Source organism: Methylobacterium sp. JK268 (assembly GCF_054052225.1).
In genome coordinates this window covers 1-15076 of sequence record NZ_JBSVZN010000053.1, presented here as the reverse complement: position 1 = coordinate 15076, position 15076 = coordinate 1, and the positions used below count along the sequence as shown (strand labels likewise).

The window sequence follows — 15076 nt, the reverse complement described above, 5'->3', positions numbered from 1 at the left end:
CCGCGCCGCCGGGAGGCCCCGGCGGCGGATCAGGTCACCGGCGGGTCCGGGTGGCGCACCGCGTGGTCGACCTGCGCGAGCACGTCGAGGGCGCGCCAGGGCTTGGGCATGTAGACCGCGCCCGTCGGCAGGTTCTCCACCGCCGTGTCGGCGTAGCCGGAGGTCACGACGAGGCGCACCCCGGGCCAGAGCCGGCTCACCGCCCGGGCGAGGGCGACCCCGTCCATCCCGCCTTGCAGCCGCACGTCGGTGAACACCATGGCGACCTCCCCGCCGCGCTCCTTGAGCAGGGCCACCGCGTCCTCGCCGGAGCCGCAGGCGGCGACGTCGAGCACCGTGTCGCGCAGCATCGCCACCGCGAGCTCCCGGACCGCCGGGTCGTCCTCGACCACCAGGACGAGGCGGGTCGGCTCGCCCGGTCCGGTCCGCTCCTCCTCCCGGCGGGCGACGGCGTCGCGGGCGAGCAGCAGGTCCACGAGGTCCCGCAGGCGCTCGGGCAGCGCCTCCTCCGGGAGGGGCCCGAACACGTCCCGAAGGCCGCGGCCGACGCCGTGCGCCACGGCCGCGTCCGAACTGGCTTGGGCAGGTTGAAACACGGTGTCCGCACGACGCATCACGCACCCTCTCGCTGGCGGTCCCCCGCCGGCCCGCTTCGTCGCTATCGCAGGTTAGCCCCGCCAGAGGGGAATGAGGGCCGGCGCTGTTGGTTTCAGCGTGGCGTTGCCGGATTATCGTGACCCCACGAGAGGATCGTGCCCGTCATAGCGTCGCGCGGGCCCCGGAGCGGCCGCGTCCGGCGCCTCCCGCGGGCCGCGGCGGCGGCCGGTGGAACCATCGGGGAAAGCGGGGTGTTGGCGCTATGCAGTGTGCAGCGTCTTAGCTCCTCTGCGGATCTCCTCCCTATACTGGGCCGTGTCGGTGAGGCACGGCCCATTTTTTCGGACTGATCTATGTGAATGGGACGTGTTCGACTGGATTAACCTGTGTGGAGGACGTTCCGGCCGAACCCCGCCAGGGTCAGACCCGCGCCCGCCCGGCGCCCCTTGCCGGGGCGGCGCCGCCGGCGGCCCGGGGGCTCCCGTCTCCTCCTCGATCCCTGTCCCCGGGTCGCTGGCGCCGCGTGACCGCGCCCCGACTCGCCGCGGCGCGCCGCATCGCCTAGATGTCCTGACAGGGGAGCAGGATGAGAGGGCCGATGCGCTTTTCCGGAACAGAGACCTACGTGGCGGCGCCGGATCTCGCGGTGGCGGTGAACGCCGCCGTGACCCTGGAGCGCCCGCTCCTCGTCAAGGGCGAGCCCGGCACCGGCAAGACGGTCCTGGCCGAGGAGGTGGCGCGGGCGCTCGGCGCACCGCTCCTGACCTGGCACGTCAAGTCGACCACCAAGGCCCAGCAGGGTCTCTACGAGTACGATGCGGTCTCGCGCCTGCGCGATTCGCAGCTCGGCGATCCCCGGGTCTCCGAGATCCGCCACTACATTCGCCGGGGCAAGCTCTGGGACGCCTTCGCGGCGCCCGAGCGCCCGGTCCTGCTGATCGACGAGATCGACAAGGCCGACATCGAGTTCCCCAACGACCTCCTGCTCGAACTCGACCGCATGGAGTTCCACGTCTACGAGACGGGCGAGACCGTGCGGGCGGCGCGGCGCCCGATCGTCATCATCACCTCGAACAACGAGAAGGAGCTGCCGGACGCCTTCCTGCGCCGCTGCTTCTTCCACTACATCCGCTTCCCCGACCCCGACACGCTCAAGGCCATCGTCGAGGTGCATTATCCGGGCATCCAGCACCGGCTGGTCGAGGAGGCGCTGCGGGTGTTCTTCGAGGTGCGCGAGGCGCCGGGCCTGAAGAAGAAGCCCTCGACCTCGGAACTCCTCGACTGGCTGAAGCTGCTGATGGCCGAGGAGATCGGGCCCGACCTCCTGCGCGAGCGCGATCCCCGCAAGGTGATCCCGCCCCTGCACGGGGCGCTCCTGAAGAACGAGCAGGACGTCGCCCTGTTCGAGAAGCTCGCCTTCCTGAGCCGCCGCGAGGGCCGCTGACGCCATGCGCCGCCTGATCCTCCTGCGCCACGCCAAGTCCGACTGGCCCGACGGCGTCGCCGACGCGGACCGGCCCCTCGCCGCCCGGGGGCGCGAGGCCGCGCCCCGCATGGCCGCCCACCTCGCCGAGGAGGGGCTGGTGCCCGACCGGGTGCTGGTCTCGCCCGCGCGCCGCACGCAGGAGACCTGGGATCTCGTCGCGCCCGCGCTTCCCGGCCTCGCCGTCGAGACCGTGCCGCAGATCTACGAGGCCTCCGCCCAGCGCCTCCTCGACGTGGTGCGGAGCGTCGACGACGCGGTCGCGACCGTGATGCTGGTCGGGCACAATCCGGGGATGCAGGAGCTCGGGCAGCTCCTCCTGTCCGACGAGGACCGCGACGGCCTGCGGGCGCTCTCGCGCAAGTACCCCACCGCCGGGCTGGCGGTGATCGACCTCTCCGCCGCGTCCTGGAGCGCGGTCGGGCCCGGGAGCGGGACGCTGGAGCGGTTCGTGACGCCCAAGACCCTCGGGGCCGGCGAGGACGATTAGCCCGCCGTGATCCTCGCCCCGCTCCTCGCCCCGCTCTTGGCTCCGTTCCTGGCCTTCGCGACCGCGCTCGGTCCCGCCGCCGACCGGACGGCCGCGCTGGCGCGCGAGGGGCTGGCCGCCGGGACGGCCTGGGAGCAGGCGCTCGTCCGGGCCGCCGGGCCGGAGGCGGCCGGCGGCCCGCCGCTCTACGAGGCGGGGGCGCGGGCGGTGTCGAACTGGCGCGGCGAGACCCGGCGGGGGCTGCGCCCCGTCTCCCTCGCGCTCGTGGCCTTCGCGGCGCCGGAGGACCCGGCCTTCGTGGCCCGCTGCGTCAAGCTCAACAATTACTGGTGCATCAAGCGCGCGGGCTGGGACGGCGAGATCGGCGCCGACGCGGAGGGCCATACCGGCTTCGCGAGCGCCGCGCGGGGCGCCGACGCCGCGGTCTCGCTGCTGCGCCGCTACTACACGCAGCTCGGCCGCCGCTCCGCGCTCGCCGTCGTGCGGCGCTGGGCCCCGGCCGAGTGCGGCGCCCCGGTCGCGATCGCGCGGCGGCCCGACGCAGCGGGACGCCCTGAAGTCGCGGGACGGCCGGGAGCCGCGGCACCGCCCCGGCCCGCCGCCCGCCCGGCGATCCCGGCCTCTCCGGCGCTGGCGGCCCTGGCTCCGAAGGGGATCGGCCGCACCCTGCGGGCGCGGTTCCTGGCCGGCCACGGGCGCGGCGGCGTCGTCCGCGCCCCGGCGCCCCGGACCCGGATCGCCCGGCCCGCCCCGCCGGGGACGGCCGCGCCAGCGAGCCGCGCGGGCGGGCCGGCGCTCCGGGTCCAGCCCTGGTCCGCCCTCGCCCGGCTGGCGGGACGGTCCCGCGGGGGCGCGCGGCCCGTGGCCGCCGCGCGGGTCACGCCCACCCCGCGGGCGACGCCCGCCAAGCGGGTCGCGTCGGCGCCGGTCCCCACCATCGCGACCGGCATCGGGGTGGCCGAGGGAGGCGGACCGCCGCCCGCCGCCCCGGTCTCGCCCGCCCGCGTGCTCGACGGCGACCGGCTCCTCGCCGAGGCCGCGTCGCTGCCCTCGCTCACCGCCCTGGCGGCCCTGCCGTCGGCCCTGCGCCCGCCCGCGCCGCTCTGCAGCTCGGACGAGGCGCGCATCCAGGCCTACGCGCACCGCATCGCGGCGAGCGTCGGGGTGGGGGCCTCCGAGGATCTCGGGCTGTTCGACGCCGAGGGGCGGGCGACGGCCCGGCTCGCGCCGGTGCTGCTCGCGATGTCGGCGGTGGAACTGGGCAGCCTGCGGGCGGACCCGGCCCTGGTCGCCGCCGCGATCGCGCGGGCCGAAGCGGCCCGCTCCGCCGAATCGGCCCGTGCCGAGGCCGCCTCCCTGCCGACTCCGCATCGTCCCTGACCGCGCTGGCGCCCTTGCGGAACGGCGAAGCCGGCGCCACCTCCCCGACGACCAACCACGAGAGCGACGATTTGGCCGTGCCGCCCCTCTCCAGCTTCGTCGAGCGGGCCGGCTCGGCCGCCCGCGCGCTCGCCGAGGCCTCCGGCGACCTCCTGGTGCAGCCGACCCTGCGGCTCGGGGTCACCGGGCTCGCCCGCTCGGGCAAGACCGTGTTCACGACGGCCCTGGTCCACCACCTCGTGGGCCTGAACCCGCTGCCCGCCTTCCGGGTCTCCCAGGAGGGCCGCCTGCGCCGCGCCCGGCTGGTGCCCCAGCCCGACGACGACGTGCCGCGCTTCCCCTACGAGGACCATCTCGCGGCCCTGACCGGGGAGCGCCGCTGGCCGCGCTCCACCGACCGGATCAGCCAGCTGCGCCTCGCCGTCGAGTACGAGCGCAAGGCCGGCTGGCGGCCGGGTCCGGCGAGCCTGATGGTCGACATCGTCGATTATCCGGGCGAGTGGCTCCTCGACCTCGCGCTGATCGAGCAGACCTACGAGGGCTGGTCGCGCGAGACGATCGCGGCGGCGGAGCGCCCCGGCCGGGCCGCCATCGCGGCGCCCTGGCGCGAGACGCTGCGCGGCCTCGACCCGGACCAGCCCCTCGACGAGGTGCTGGCCGAACGGGCGAGCGACGCCTTCAAGGCCTATCTGGCGGCCCTGCGCGCCGGGCCGGAAGCGGTCGCCACCACGCCGCCGGGCCGCTTCCTGATGCCGGGCGACCTCGCCGGCTCGCCCGCGCTGACCTTCGCGCCCCTGGCGCTCGCCGGGCCGACCCGCCCCGACAGCCTCGGCGGCCTCATGGAGCGCCGCTTCGAGGCCTACAAGAGCCGGGTGGTGACGCCCTTCTTCCGCGATCACTTCCAGCGCATCGACCGGCAGATCGTGCTGGTGGACGTGCTGGCCGCGGTCGATGCCGGCGCGGCGGCCCTGGCGGAACTCGAGGACGCCCTCGACCGGGTGCTGATGAGCCTGCGGATCGGCCGCAACACGGTGCTGTCGCGGCTCTTCGCGCCGCGGGCCGACCGGATCCTGTTCGCCGCCACCAAGGCCGACCACCTCCACCACGCCAGCCACGACCGGCTCGACGCGCTGCTGCGTCTCCTCGTCGCCCGCTCGCTCCGGCGCACCGAGGCGGCGGGCGCGCGGGTCGGCACGGTGGCGCTCGCCTCCGTGCGGGCGACCCGCGAGACCCTGGTGCACGAGGGCGCGCACACCCTCCAGGCGGTGGCGGGCACGCCGGAGGCCGGCGAGGCGATCGGGGACGAGGTCTTCGACGGCGAGGCGGAGGCGGCGATCTTTCCGGGCGAATTGCCCGAGCGGCCCGAAGCGGTGCTGGAGGGGGCGGTGCCGCCCGGCTCCCTGCGCTTCCCGCGCTTCCGCCCGCCCCGGGTGCCGCCCGACGCGCTCGGCCGGCCCGGACGCCTGCCGCAGATCCGCCTCGACCGCGCCCTGCAATTCCTGATCGGGGATCGCCTCGCATGACCGAGACCCAGAGGCCCCGGGCCTTCCGGCTCCCGCCCGATCCGCCACCGCCGGGCGTCGAGACGCCGGTCGCCGAGGGCGTGCGGGTGGTGGAGCAGCCCTTCGAGATCGTGGAGGCGGCCGACGGCGTGCCGGTGCCGGTGGCGCCCCGCTCCGGCCCGCCCTGGGCGGCGCTGCTCCTCTCCGCGCTGAGCGGGCTCGCGAGCCTCGGGATCGGGCTCGCGGTCGAGCGGCTGATCGCCGACCTCTTCGCCGCCGCCCCCTGGCTCGGCGCCGTGGCGCTGGCGCTGCTGGCGCTCGCCGGGGTGGCGCTGCTGGCGCTCGTGTGGCGGGAACTGGCGGGCGTGCTGCGCGAGCGGCGCATCGAGGCGATCCGCGGGGCCGCCCTCGACGCGCTCGCCGCCCGCGACCACACCGGCGCCAAGGCCGTGGTGCGCGACGTCGCCGGCCTCTATGCCGGGCGGCCGGGCCTCGCGGCGGCGCGCGGGCGCCTCGACGGGGTCGCGGACGCGATCCTCGACGTGGAGGACCGGATCGGCATCGCCGAGACCGAGCTGCTCGGCCCCCTCGACCGGATGGCCAAGGCGGCGGTGGCGGACGCGGCCAAGCAAGTGTCGGCCGTGACGGCGCTGAGCCCGCGGGCGATCGTCGACGTCGCCTTCGTGGTCTTCGCGGCGGTGCGGCTGCTGCGCCGGGTGGCGGTGATCTATGGCGGGCGCCCCGGCCTGTTCGGCTTCCTGCGGCTCGCCCGCGCGGCCTTCGCGCATCTCGCGGTCACGGGCGGCGTCGCGGTGGGGGACAGTTTGCTGCAGCAGGTGCTCGGCCTTGGCCTCGCCGCCCGGGTCTCGGCGAAGCTGGGGGAGGGGGTGCTGAACGGCCTGATGACCGCCCGCTTCGGCCTCGCGGCCCTCGCCGTCTGCCGGCCGCTGCCGTTCCTGCGCGAGCCCGCGCCGCGGATCGGGGACGTGGCGGGCGAACTCATCCGCGGGGCGGAGGCGGAGGGCTGATCCGGCGGGGCGCCGCGCCCCGTTCCTCGGGCCAGACGCTGGTGGGGAGCGCGATCCGGAATGCGGCGGGCCCACGCACCCGTGCGTCGGCGCACAGTCCATTCGAGTTTTCGAAAGCAGAATTCCTGTGTTCCTCATGAATACAGGAGGCTTCATCGTGAAAAACTCTGAAATTTCCCCAGCTTCGCCGCAGGTGAACGAGACCGTGCTTCCCGAGCCGGTGGTCCTCACGCCCGAGGATCTGGACCGTGTGGTGGGCGGTCAGATCACGGGACTGAGCTTCACCCTGCCGGCCGAGATCAGGAGCGGCATCCTGCGGACCGGCGTCGTCGTCGGCCCGATCTTCACGCCCGGCTTCGGCCTCTGACCTCGCCCCGTCGCGAGCACCACCCTCGAGAGGAAGGTCCGGTCCGATGAGCAACCGCATCGACTGCCCGAGCGCGCAACCCGGCTCCCGGTCGAGCCGCATCTTCGGCGTGATGACCGGACCTTCCTCCGCCCGGCGGGTCGGCTACCTGACCGAGCCGGTCCCGGCCACGCCGGAGCTGCTGGCCAAGACCGGTCCGGTCCGTTCGACCGAGATCTTCCGCATCGCCGCGCCCTGCGCCAAGCACGCCTGCGCGCATTTCAACGGCGGCTGCACGCTGGGGCAGCGCGTCCTCGCGGGCCTCGCTCCGGTGGTCGCCAGCCTGCCGGCCTGCGGCATCCGTCCGACCTGCCGCTGGCACATCGAGCAGGGGGACGCCGCCTGCCTGCGCTGCCCCCAGGTCGTCACCGACAAGGCCGGGGCGAGCGAGGACGAGGTCCGCATCGCCGGCGTGCCCGTGGCGGAGACGGGCGAGACCGGGCGGTGATCCGCCGGGTGCGGACCGGTCCGCCCCGTCTCACCGCATCGGCAGCCCGACGTAGTTCTCGGCGATCGCCGTCTGGGCGGCGGCCGAGTCGCGGATATAGGCGAGCTCCGCCACCTGCATGCGGCGGGCGAAATCGTCCATGTCGGGGAAGCGGTGGGTCAGCCCGGTGAACCACCAGCTGAAGCGCTCCGCCTTCCACACCCGCGCCAGCGCCCGCGCCGAGTAGCCGTCGAGGCCGGAGGCGTCGCCGTGGCGGTAGTGGCGGACCAGGGCCTCGGCCAGCATGGCCACGTCCGAGACCGCGAGGTTCATGCCCTTGGCGCCGGTCGGCGGCACGATGTGGGCGGCGTCGCCCGCCAGGAACAGCCGCCCGTGGCGCATGGGCTCGGCCACGAAGCTGCGCAGGGGGGCGATGCTCTTCTCGAAGGAGGGGCCTCGCACCAGGCCCCGGGCGGCGTCCGGACCGAGGCGGGTCTCCAGTTCGTCCCAGAAGCGCGTGTCCGGCCAGTCCTCGATCCGCTCTTCGAGCCCGACCTGCACGTAGTAGCGGCTGCGGGTCGGAGAGCGCATGCTGGCGAGGGCGAAGCCGTTCCGGTGGTTGGCGTAGATCAACTCGTGGTTGACCGGCGGCACCTCCGCCAGGATGCCGAGCCAGCCGAAGGGATAGACCCGCTCGAAGACCTTGAGCACCTCGGCCGGCATCGCCGCGCGGGCGGCGCCGTGGAAGCCGTCGCAGCCCGCGACGATGTCGCAGGCGAGCGTGCGCGCCTCGCCGTGCCGCCGGTAGCTGACCGTCGGGGCATCCGTGGCGACGCCGTGCAGCGCCACGTCCTCGGCCTCGAAGACGATGCGCACGCCCCGCGCCTCGGCGGCGTCGAACAGGTCGCGCATCACCTCCTGCTGGCCGTAGACCGTCACGGCCGAGCCGCCGGTCAGCGCCGCCATGTCGATCCGGAAGATCTCCCCGTCATACGCGAGGTTGGTGCCGGTATGGACGAGGCCCTCTTCCCGGCAGCGCCCGTCGAGGCCGAGTTCCGCGAGGAGGGCCACCGTGCCCTGCTCCAGCACGCCCGCCCGCACCCGTCCCTCGACGTAGTCGCGCGTGCGCCGCTCCAGCACCACCGCGTCGATCCCCGCCCGCGCGAGGAGGTGGGCGAGGAACAGCCCGGCCGGGCCGGCCCCGATGATCGCGACCTGCGTGCGCGTGATGGGCCTGTCCATGGCGTCTCCTCGCATCTCTCCCGGGCGCCGTCCGCGTCGAGGCGGGTGGCGCATCTCCCGGGAGGATGCGCCGTCCCCGGCGCCCTGGCGATGGACGCCGCGGCCAATAAGTTGGACTCTCCGTCGGTCCCGCCCCCGTTCCGGTCCCGTCGCCCGATGCCCGCTTCCTCCGGCCAACTCCCTGCGGTACCGCATTTCTTCCTGTACGGAGAGGCGCCCCGGGACGTGGACGACCGCTTCCTGCACTTGGAGCCCCTGGACGACCGCAGCCGCCCCAACCGCTGGAGCATCCGGCCCCACGTCCATGCGGGCCTGCATCAGGTGCTGCACCTGCCCGAGGGTGGAGGCGTGATGCGGGCCGAGGCCGAGACGATCCCCTTCGCGAGCCCCTGCCTCCTGCTCGTCCCGGCGGGCACCGCGCACGGGTTCCGCTTCGCGGCCGAGACTGCCGGGACCGTCCTCACCCTGTCCGACCGCTACCTGCGCGACCTCGCCCGCCGCGCGCCCGACCTCGCCGGGCTGTTCGCCGCGCCCGCCGCCCTGCCGGAGGAGGGCGGCGCGGCCGGCGAGAGCCTCGCGGAGATCGCCCGCGAACTCGCCTGGGCGGCGCCGGGCCGGCGCGCGGCCCTGGAGGGGCACCTGCTGATCCTGCTCGTGGCGATCCTGCGCCAGGCCCGGGCCGCGCAGGGCGCGCAGGCCGCACCGGGGCCGCAGGCGGTTTTGGCGGCGCGCTTCCGCGAGGCCGTCGAGGTGCATCACCGGGAGGAGCGCTCCCTCGACGCCTATGCGGCCGATCTCGGCGTGACCCCGGCGCGCCTGCGCGCCGCCTGCCGGGCGGCGACGGGGGCGAGCCCCGGCCGCATCCTCCGCGACCGGCGGCTGCTGGAGGCCAAGCGCGCGCTGCTCTACTCGGATCTCGGCATCGCCGAGGTCGCCTACAGCCTCGGCTTCGCGGATCCGGCCTACTTCTCGCGCTTCTTCGCCAAGGGCACGGGCGAGGCCCCGCGGGCGTTCCGCGAGCGGCGCGGCGGGACGGGGGCGGAGGAATGACGCAGATCTGACCATCGGTTCAGGTTGAGCCGAGGTCAGGGTAGGTTCCGCGCAGCAATCGCTCCGCTGCGGCGAAGCTCCGGCGCGACGAAACGCGCGGACGATCGTCGACGGCCAAGGTGGAACCTCGCGTCACCGCCCCATTTCTGCCCCGTCCGGCGGTCATGACCCCTCATCCACGCCATCGCCGCGGCGAGCGCGACGGGACCCGACGGTTCCGGGCGCGCCTCTCATCGAACGCGCCCGGCCTGCCCAACCGAGGGGGAATCATGCTCATCAAGTCTGCCGTCGTCGCACTCACGCTCGCCACCGGCCTCACCTCGGCGCTGCCGGCCCTCTCGGGCGAGGCGCGGGGCTACAACGGCACCTGGACCGTGCAGCTCGTGACCGAGTCCGGGATGTGCGACGCGCGCACGGTGGTGTCGCTGGCGGTCCGGGACGGCGACGTGAGCCTCGCCTCGGCGGAGGGCGGCGCCTCGGTGAGCGGCCGGGTCGGCCAGGACGGCAGCGTCGGCCTCACGGTCCGCAAGGGCCCGGCGAGCGGCGCCGCCTCGGGCCGGCTCCAGGCCGCCGCGGGGGCCGGCACCTGGAGCGTGTCCTCCCTGTGCTCGGGCCGCTGGACCGCCCGCCGCACCACCCGCGTCGCGCAGGCGGAGTGAGGACCGGAGCGCCTACGCGGCGTCGCGCCCGAGCGGACGAATCCGCTCGAGCGCGTCGCCGATCTCGCGCTGGGAGCGTTCGAGGTCGTAATCGGACTGCAGGTTGATCCAGACTTGCGGATCCATACCGAAGTAGCGCCCGAGCCGCAGCGCGGTATCGGCCGTGATGGCCGTCTCCTCGCGGACGATGCGCTCGATCCGCGTCCGCGGCACGCCGCAGGCCTTCGCCACGGCGTAGGGCGTCAGCGAGAGCGGCACGAGGAACTCCTCGCGCAGCACTTCGCCCGGATGCAAGGGGGGAAGGCGTTCGTCCGTCTCGAGTTCAAGCGCCATCGGGCTCTCCCGTCGTTCGCCCGGGGCCATCCCCGAGCCTGCGCTGAGCGTCATTCCGATCAGTGATAATCGGTCATTTCAACATCCTCCGGTCCCCGCGACGTCCATCGAAAGCAGATCCGCCACTGATCGTTGACGCGGATAGCGTGCTGTCCGAGCCGATCTCTCGTGAGCGGATGCAGCCTGTTGCCCGGTGGCACGCTCAGCGCGTCCAAGGAGGTCGCGGCGTGCAGATAGCGCAGCTTCCGGCGGGCGACCGTCAGAATGTCGGCCGGCACGCCCTTCGGATGCCGCCCCTCGAACACCGCGCGGGTCTTCTCGTCGGCGAAGCTGCGGATCACGGCGGCGCTCCCGACCCAAAACGTATCGTCTTGTGATACGTTTCGTCAAGATGCCGCGTCTCCCCGCGAGACGGTCTGCCCCGCGAACCCGCCCGTCTGCCGCATCGCCTCGCCGAGGATCATCGCGGCCGCCACCGCCACGTTGAGCGAGCGCAGGCCGGGCCGCAGCGGGATCACCACCCGGGCCTCCGCCGCCGCGTGCACCGCCTCGGGCACGCCGGCCGATTCGCGGCCGACCAGCAGGCAATCGTCCGGCCGGTAGGCGAGATCCGTGTAGGGCAGGGCGCCCGCCGTGGTGGCGAGGACGAGCCGCAGGCCCGCCTCCCGCCGCCACGCCTCGAAGGCCGCGAAGGAGCGGTGCCGCGCGATCGCCACGTGGTCGAGATAGTCGAGGCCCGCGCGGCGCAGGTGCCGGTCCGAGACGTCGAACCCCGCCGGCTCGATGATCTCGACCCCCGCCCCGAGGCAGGCGCAGAGGCGCAGCATCGTGCCGGTGTTCTGCGGGATGTCGGGCTGGTAGAGGGCGAGGCGCAGCATCGGGCGGGACCGCGGGAGGGGTGACCCGTGCGGCATCGCCCCCCGGTTGGCAGGCCGTCAAGGCGGCTTACCTCAGGACTTCCGACCCCGCGAAGGCTCCCGCATGTTCCTCGACTGGCTCGAGCGCCGCATCGACCCGTTCGCGCCCTTCGACGAGGAGCGCCAGCCCCCCGGCACCGTCACGGGCTTCGCCGGCCACTACCTGCGGCCGGTCCGCACGGCCCTGGTGGTGCTGTTCTTCGTCGGCCTCGCGGCGGGCTCGGTCGAGGCCTCGCTCTACCTGCTGATGGGCTGGTTCGTCGACATCCTGGCGAAGTCGCAGCCCGCCACCCTCTGGGCCGAGCACGGGACCGGGCTCCTGCTGGCCGGATTCCTGATCCTCGCGGTGCGCCCGAGCCTGTCCTGGCTGCACGAGGCGCTGTCGAACCAGCTCGTGGTGCCCCAGACCACGAACATGATCCGCTGGCGCACCCACCTCTACACGCTCGGCCACTCACTCTCGTACTTCCAGGCCGATTTCGCCGGGCGGCTGGCCAACCGCGTCACCCAGGTCGGGCCGGCGGTGCGCGAACTCGCCGTGGTGTTCATCGACACCCTCCTGTACGTCGCGATCTTCGCCGTGACGGCGGTCGGGCTGTTCTCGTCGATCAGCCCCTGGCTGGTGCTGCCGGTGCTGGTCTGGATCGCCGCCTATGCGGGCCTGACCGCTTTCTTCGTGCCCCGCGCCCGCTCCCGCTCGCTGAAGGTCGCCGACACCCGCTCGGCGCTGATCGGGCGCATCGTCGACAGCTACACCAACATCCTGACCGTGAAGCTCTTCGCCCGCGACCGTGAGGAGCGCTCGGCGGTGCGCGAGGCCACCACCGCCCACACCGACGCCTACCTTCACTCGTTTCGGCTGATCACCGCCACCACCGCGACGCTGTCGCTCCTCAACTCGGTGCTGATCGTCGCCACCGCCTCCGCGGTGCTGGCTTTGTGGTCGGCGGGCCGGATGACCACGGGCGAGGGGGCGGCGGGCCTCGCCCTGGTGCTGCGGCTCATCGCCATGTCGGGCTGGGTGATGCAGACCGTGCGCGGCCTGTTCGAGAATATCGGCGTCATCCAGGAGAGCATGCAGACCATCGCCCGGCCGCACGCCATCGTCGACCGCCGGGACGCGGGTGAGCTCGCGGTCCGGGAGGGACGGATCGACTTCGAATCCGTGACCTTTCACTACGGGCGCGAGGACCGGGGCGTGATCGAGGGCCTGACCCTGACCATCCGGCCCGGCGAGAAGGTCGGGCTCGTCGGCACGAGCGGGGCGGGCAAGACCACCCTCACGTCCCTGCTGCTTCGCCTCCACGACCTGGAGGGCGGGCGCATCCTGATCGACGGGCAGGACATCGCTCGCGTCACCCAGGATTCCCTGCGCCGCGCCATCGCGGTCGTGACCCAGGACACCTCGCTGCTGCACCGCTCGATCCGCGACAACATCGCGTATGGGCGGGTCGAGGCGACCCAGGAGGAGATCGTCGCGGCGGCGACGCTCGCCCACGCGCACGACTTCATCCTCGACCTGGAGGACCACAAGGGCCGCAGGGGCTACGACGCGCAGGTGGGCGAGCGGGGCGTGAAGCTCTCGGGCGGCCAGCGCCAGCGCATCGCCATCGCGCGGGTGATCCTGAAGGACGCCCCGATCCTGATCCTCGACGAGGCCACCTCGGCCCTCGATTCGGAGGTCGAGGCGGCGATCCAGGGCTCGCTCGCGACGCTGATGGAGGGCAAGACGGTGCTCGCCATCGCGCACCGGCTCTCGACCATCGCGGCCCTCGACCGGCTGATCGTGCTCGACCGCGGCCGGATCGTCGAGGAGGGCCGCCACCAGGACCTGATCCGGCAGGACGGGCTCTACGCGCGGCTGTGGGAGCGCCAGTCCGGCGGCTTCCTCGGCGTCGGGGAGCGGGAGGGGTTCGACGAGGCGGCGGAGTGAGGCGCGCCCGAGCCTTCTCCCCGCACGCGCACGGCACTCCGGGGAAAATGTAAGACACTTCTCCCCTCTCCCGAGTGGGAGAGGGGGCCGGGGGTGAGGGACGGACGCTTCAGCAAGAAAACGGGACCGTGCCGCTCGCAGCTCGACCTTCGGAGTTCAATCCTGAAGCCGAGCCACCCTCACCCCTACCCCTCTCCCGTGCGGGCTACGGCCTTGACGGAAGTGAGTCGGGGTCTGCGAGGATTGCGCCGGCGAGCATGGCGGCGAAGCGCTGCCAGCCGCGGGCCATGATCTTGGGTCCCGGCGGCTTGCCGGCGACGTTCCAGCCGCCGTGCCGGGCCACGATCCAAGACAGCCAGGCCAGCGTCCCCGGTGGGTGTGGGTTCTGCAGGCGTGCCGTACTGCCCTCGCAGGCCCGGCCCAGCTGCGCCACCACGGGCAAGGCGACCGCGTCGAGCACGTCCTGCATCGGCCGCCCGCCGCCCGTGCGGGCATCGACCAACTGCAGGATGCGCACCGCCGCCCCCAGCGCCAAAGCCGCCAGCCGGAACAGCTTGTCGGGCACCCGCATCTGCGTCGCGTCCAGGCCCAGCCCGTCCCGCTTGAGCGCGCGGAACACCTCTTCAATGCGCCAGCGCAGCCGGTACAGCCGCACCGTCTCGCGCGCCTCGGCGGCGGTCGCGACCGGGCGCGTGCTCAGAAGGTGCCAGCACAGCGGCGCCTGACCGTCGGGCGGGGTGGGCTCCTCCACCGTCACCAGGCTCAGCGGCAGCGCGCCCGGCAGGCTCTTCGGCTCGCCCGCTGGCCGCTTCACCACCAGCGATCCGGCCCGCAACTGCACCCGTGCGGTGCGCTCGGGCCGGCCCGGCCGGGCGGGGACCGTCACCGTATCCTCGGCCAGGACCGGCCAGCGCGCCGCCTCCGCCGTCATCGCGCCCCCCGTGGCCAGCGCCCGGTCGTGGCGGGCGCGCACCAGCAGGTCGGTGCCCGCCGGACAGCGCGCGACGTGATCGTAGATGTCGCCTTCCTGGTCGGCCACCACGATCAGGCTCGCCGCGCTCTCGCCCAGGCGGGCCTGCGCGGCCTGCGCGCCCACACCCCAGCGCCGGCTCTCCTTGTCCGCGATCGGCCGGCCCGCCCGCGGCTTGACCGGCGCGTCCGCCCGCGTCCAGATCTGGGCATCGACCAGCCCCAGGATCGCCTCGTCCTGTGCGTCGACCGCCACGACCGGGTGCAGGAAGAAGCCGGGATTGCGCCCGTTGCCGGCGGGCCCGAGCCCGTGACGGCCCGCCGCCAGCGGGGTGAAGTTGATCTCGCTCGTGTCCTGCACCGCCACGACCGCGCGGCCGGCACAGGCCTGGGCCGTGCGCGCGCCAAACGCCCGCAGGATGGCGCCCACGCTCGTGTGCGGCGAGGACAGGTAGCGATGGGCTGCGGCCGTGCCGGCCTCGCTGCCCCCGACCGTGCTCAGCACCACGCTGCCGGTGGTCACGATCCGATCAAACAGCCAAGCGCCGCGCGCCTCGGTGCGGATGTCGCCGACCCCAAGTCCGTCCATGCAAAGCCTCCCGCACAGCGCAAAGGCTCACAACACGAACCGAGCGAATCAGATCCGTACAGGCCGTAGCC

General features: G+C 74.0%; 16 protein-coding genes. 10 read left to right on the top strand and 6 right to left on the bottom strand.

The genetic code is table 11. The features are described from left to right. Window positions 1-29: 29 nt before the first annotated feature. Window positions 30-614 carry a response regulator gene (locus tag ACW9J6_RS33500; RefSeq protein WP_457120655.1) on the bottom strand — a complete coding sequence of 195 codons (585 nt, stop codon included), beginning with the start codon at window positions 612-614 and terminating at the stop codon, window positions 30-32. A 581-nt stretch (window positions 615-1195) separates the two neighbouring features. On the opposite strand from ACW9J6_RS33500, the gene ACW9J6_RS33495 reads away from it, so the two are divergent. The 7 genes from ACW9J6_RS33495 (at window position 1196) to ACW9J6_RS33465 (ending at window position 7334) form a co-directional block, all read left to right on the top strand. Next, entirely contained in the window at window positions 1196-2041 is an 846-nt protein-coding gene (locus ACW9J6_RS33495; protein WP_457120654.1) for an AAA family ATPase, read from the top strand. Window positions 2042-2045: 4 nt separating this feature from the next. After that, window positions 2046-2570 carry a SixA phosphatase family protein gene (locus ACW9J6_RS33490; RefSeq protein ID WP_457120653.1) on the top strand — a complete coding sequence of 175 codons (525 nt, stop codon included), beginning with the start codon at window positions 2046-2048 and terminating at the stop codon, window positions 2568-2570. A gap of 6 nt (window positions 2571-2576) precedes the next feature. After that, a complete protein-coding gene (locus ACW9J6_RS33485) occupies window positions 2577-3950 on the top strand; it encodes a hypothetical protein (RefSeq protein ID WP_457120652.1) in 1374 nt (457 codons plus the stop codon). A gap of 77 nt (window positions 3951-4027) precedes the next feature. After that, entirely contained in the window at window positions 4028-5473 is a 1446-nt protein-coding gene (locus ACW9J6_RS33480; RefSeq protein WP_457120651.1) for a YcjX family protein, read from the top strand. Further along, window positions 5470-6480, top strand: a complete 1011-nt coding sequence (locus ACW9J6_RS33475; RefSeq protein ID WP_457120650.1) for a TIGR01620 family protein — start codon at window positions 5470-5472, stop codon at window positions 6478-6480. Before ACW9J6_RS33480 ends, ACW9J6_RS33475 begins: the two co-directional genes overlap by 4 nt. 127 nt (window positions 6481-6607) lie before the next feature. Next, window positions 6608-6847 carry a hypothetical protein gene (locus tag ACW9J6_RS33470; protein WP_457120649.1) on the top strand — a complete coding sequence of 80 codons (240 nt, stop codon included), beginning with the start codon at window positions 6608-6610 and terminating at the stop codon, window positions 6845-6847. A gap of 46 nt (window positions 6848-6893) precedes the next feature. After that, window positions 6894-7334 (top strand): hypothetical protein, encoded by a 441-nt coding sequence (locus tag ACW9J6_RS33465; RefSeq protein WP_457120648.1) that lies wholly within the window; start codon window positions 6894-6896, stop codon window positions 7332-7334. A 30-nt stretch (window positions 7335-7364) separates the two neighbouring features. Here the strand turns inward: ACW9J6_RS33465 and pobA are convergent, their stop codons facing one another. Continuing rightward, a complete protein-coding gene (pobA, locus tag ACW9J6_RS33460) occupies window positions 7365-8555 on the bottom strand; it encodes a 4-hydroxybenzoate 3-monooxygenase (protein ID WP_457120647.1) in 1191 nt (396 codons plus the stop codon). Between the two features lie 225 nt (window positions 8556-8780). Here pobA and ACW9J6_RS33455 point away from each other — a divergent pair, with 225 nt between their 5' ends. Together ACW9J6_RS33455 and ACW9J6_RS33450 are read left to right on the top strand one after the other, a co-directional pair. After that, window positions 8781-9605, top strand: coding sequence for a helix-turn-helix domain-containing protein (locus ACW9J6_RS33455; protein ID WP_457120646.1), 825 nt, complete (start codon window positions 8781-8783; stop codon window positions 9603-9605). Between the two features lie 269 nt (window positions 9606-9874). Beyond that, on the top strand, window positions 9875-10264 hold the full coding sequence (locus ACW9J6_RS33450; protein WP_457120645.1) for a hypothetical protein: 390 nt from the start codon (window positions 9875-9877) through the stop codon (window positions 10262-10264). A gap of 12 nt (window positions 10265-10276) precedes the next feature. Here the strand turns inward: ACW9J6_RS33450 and ACW9J6_RS33445 are convergent, their stop codons facing one another. Genes ACW9J6_RS33445 through ACW9J6_RS33435 form a run of 3 tightly spaced genes read right to left on the bottom strand, consistent with a single transcriptional unit; the run spans window position 10277 to window position 11475 of the window. Next, entirely contained in the window at window positions 10277-10597 is a 321-nt protein-coding gene (locus tag ACW9J6_RS33445; protein WP_457120644.1) for a HigA family addiction module antitoxin, read from the bottom strand. Window positions 10598-10656: 59 nt separating this feature from the next. Next, a complete protein-coding gene (locus tag ACW9J6_RS33440) occupies window positions 10657-10938 on the bottom strand; it encodes a type II toxin-antitoxin system RelE/ParE family toxin (protein ID WP_457120643.1) in 282 nt (93 codons plus the stop codon). A gap of 45 nt (window positions 10939-10983) precedes the next feature. Beyond that, window positions 10984-11475: a tRNA (cytidine(34)-2'-O)-methyltransferase gene (locus ACW9J6_RS33435; RefSeq protein ID WP_457120642.1), complete on the bottom strand. Its 492-nt coding sequence runs from the start codon at window positions 11473-11475 to the stop codon at window positions 10984-10986. 103 nt (window positions 11476-11578) lie between these two features. Between ACW9J6_RS33435 and ACW9J6_RS33430 the strand changes: the two genes are divergently transcribed. After that, entirely contained in the window at window positions 11579-13447 is a 1869-nt protein-coding gene (locus tag ACW9J6_RS33430; RefSeq protein ID WP_457120641.1) for an ABC transporter ATP-binding protein, read from the top strand. A 205-nt stretch (window positions 13448-13652) separates the two neighbouring features. On the opposite strand, the gene ACW9J6_RS33425 is transcribed toward ACW9J6_RS33430, so the two are convergent. Then, entirely contained in the window at window positions 13653-15005 is a 1353-nt protein-coding gene (locus tag ACW9J6_RS33425) for an IS4 family transposase (protein ID WP_457118717.1), read from the bottom strand. Window positions 15006-15076 lie beyond the last annotated feature (71 nt).

Coding starts and splice junctions, on each gene's coding strand:
- ACW9J6_RS33500 (WP_457120655.1), bottom strand. CDS start 614: ATGCGTCGTGCGGACACCGTGTTTCAACCTGCCCAAGCCAGTTCGGAC.
- ACW9J6_RS33495 (WP_457120654.1), top strand. CDS start 1,196: ATGCGCTTTTCCGGAACAGAGACCTACGTGGCGGCGCCGGATCTCGCG.
- ACW9J6_RS33490 (WP_457120653.1), top strand. CDS start 2,046: ATGCGCCGCCTGATCCTCCTGCGCCACGCCAAGTCCGACTGGCCCGAC.
- ACW9J6_RS33475 (WP_457120650.1), top strand. CDS start 5,470: ATGACCGAGACCCAGAGGCCCCGGGCCTTCCGGCTCCCGCCCGATCCG.
- ACW9J6_RS33465 (WP_457120648.1), top strand. CDS start 6,894: ATGAGCAACCGCATCGACTGCCCGAGCGCGCAACCCGGCTCCCGGTCG.
- pobA (WP_457120647.1), bottom strand. CDS start 8,555: ATGGACAGGCCCATCACGCGCACGCAGGTCGCGATCATCGGGGCCGGC.
- ACW9J6_RS33450 (WP_457120645.1), top strand. CDS start 9,875: ATGCTCATCAAGTCTGCCGTCGTCGCACTCACGCTCGCCACCGGCCTC.
- ACW9J6_RS33445 (WP_457120644.1), bottom strand. CDS start 10,597: ATGGCGCTTGAACTCGAGACGGACGAACGCCTTCCCCCCTTGCATCCG.
- ACW9J6_RS33435 (WP_457120642.1), bottom strand. CDS start 11,475: ATGCTGCGCCTCGCCCTCTACCAGCCCGACATCCCGCAGAACACCGGC.
- ACW9J6_RS33430 (WP_457120641.1), top strand. CDS start 11,579: ATGTTCCTCGACTGGCTCGAGCGCCGCATCGACCCGTTCGCGCCCTTC.
- ACW9J6_RS33425 (WP_457118717.1), bottom strand. CDS start 15,005: ATGGACGGACTTGGGGTCGGCGACATCCGCACCGAGGCGCGCGGCGCT.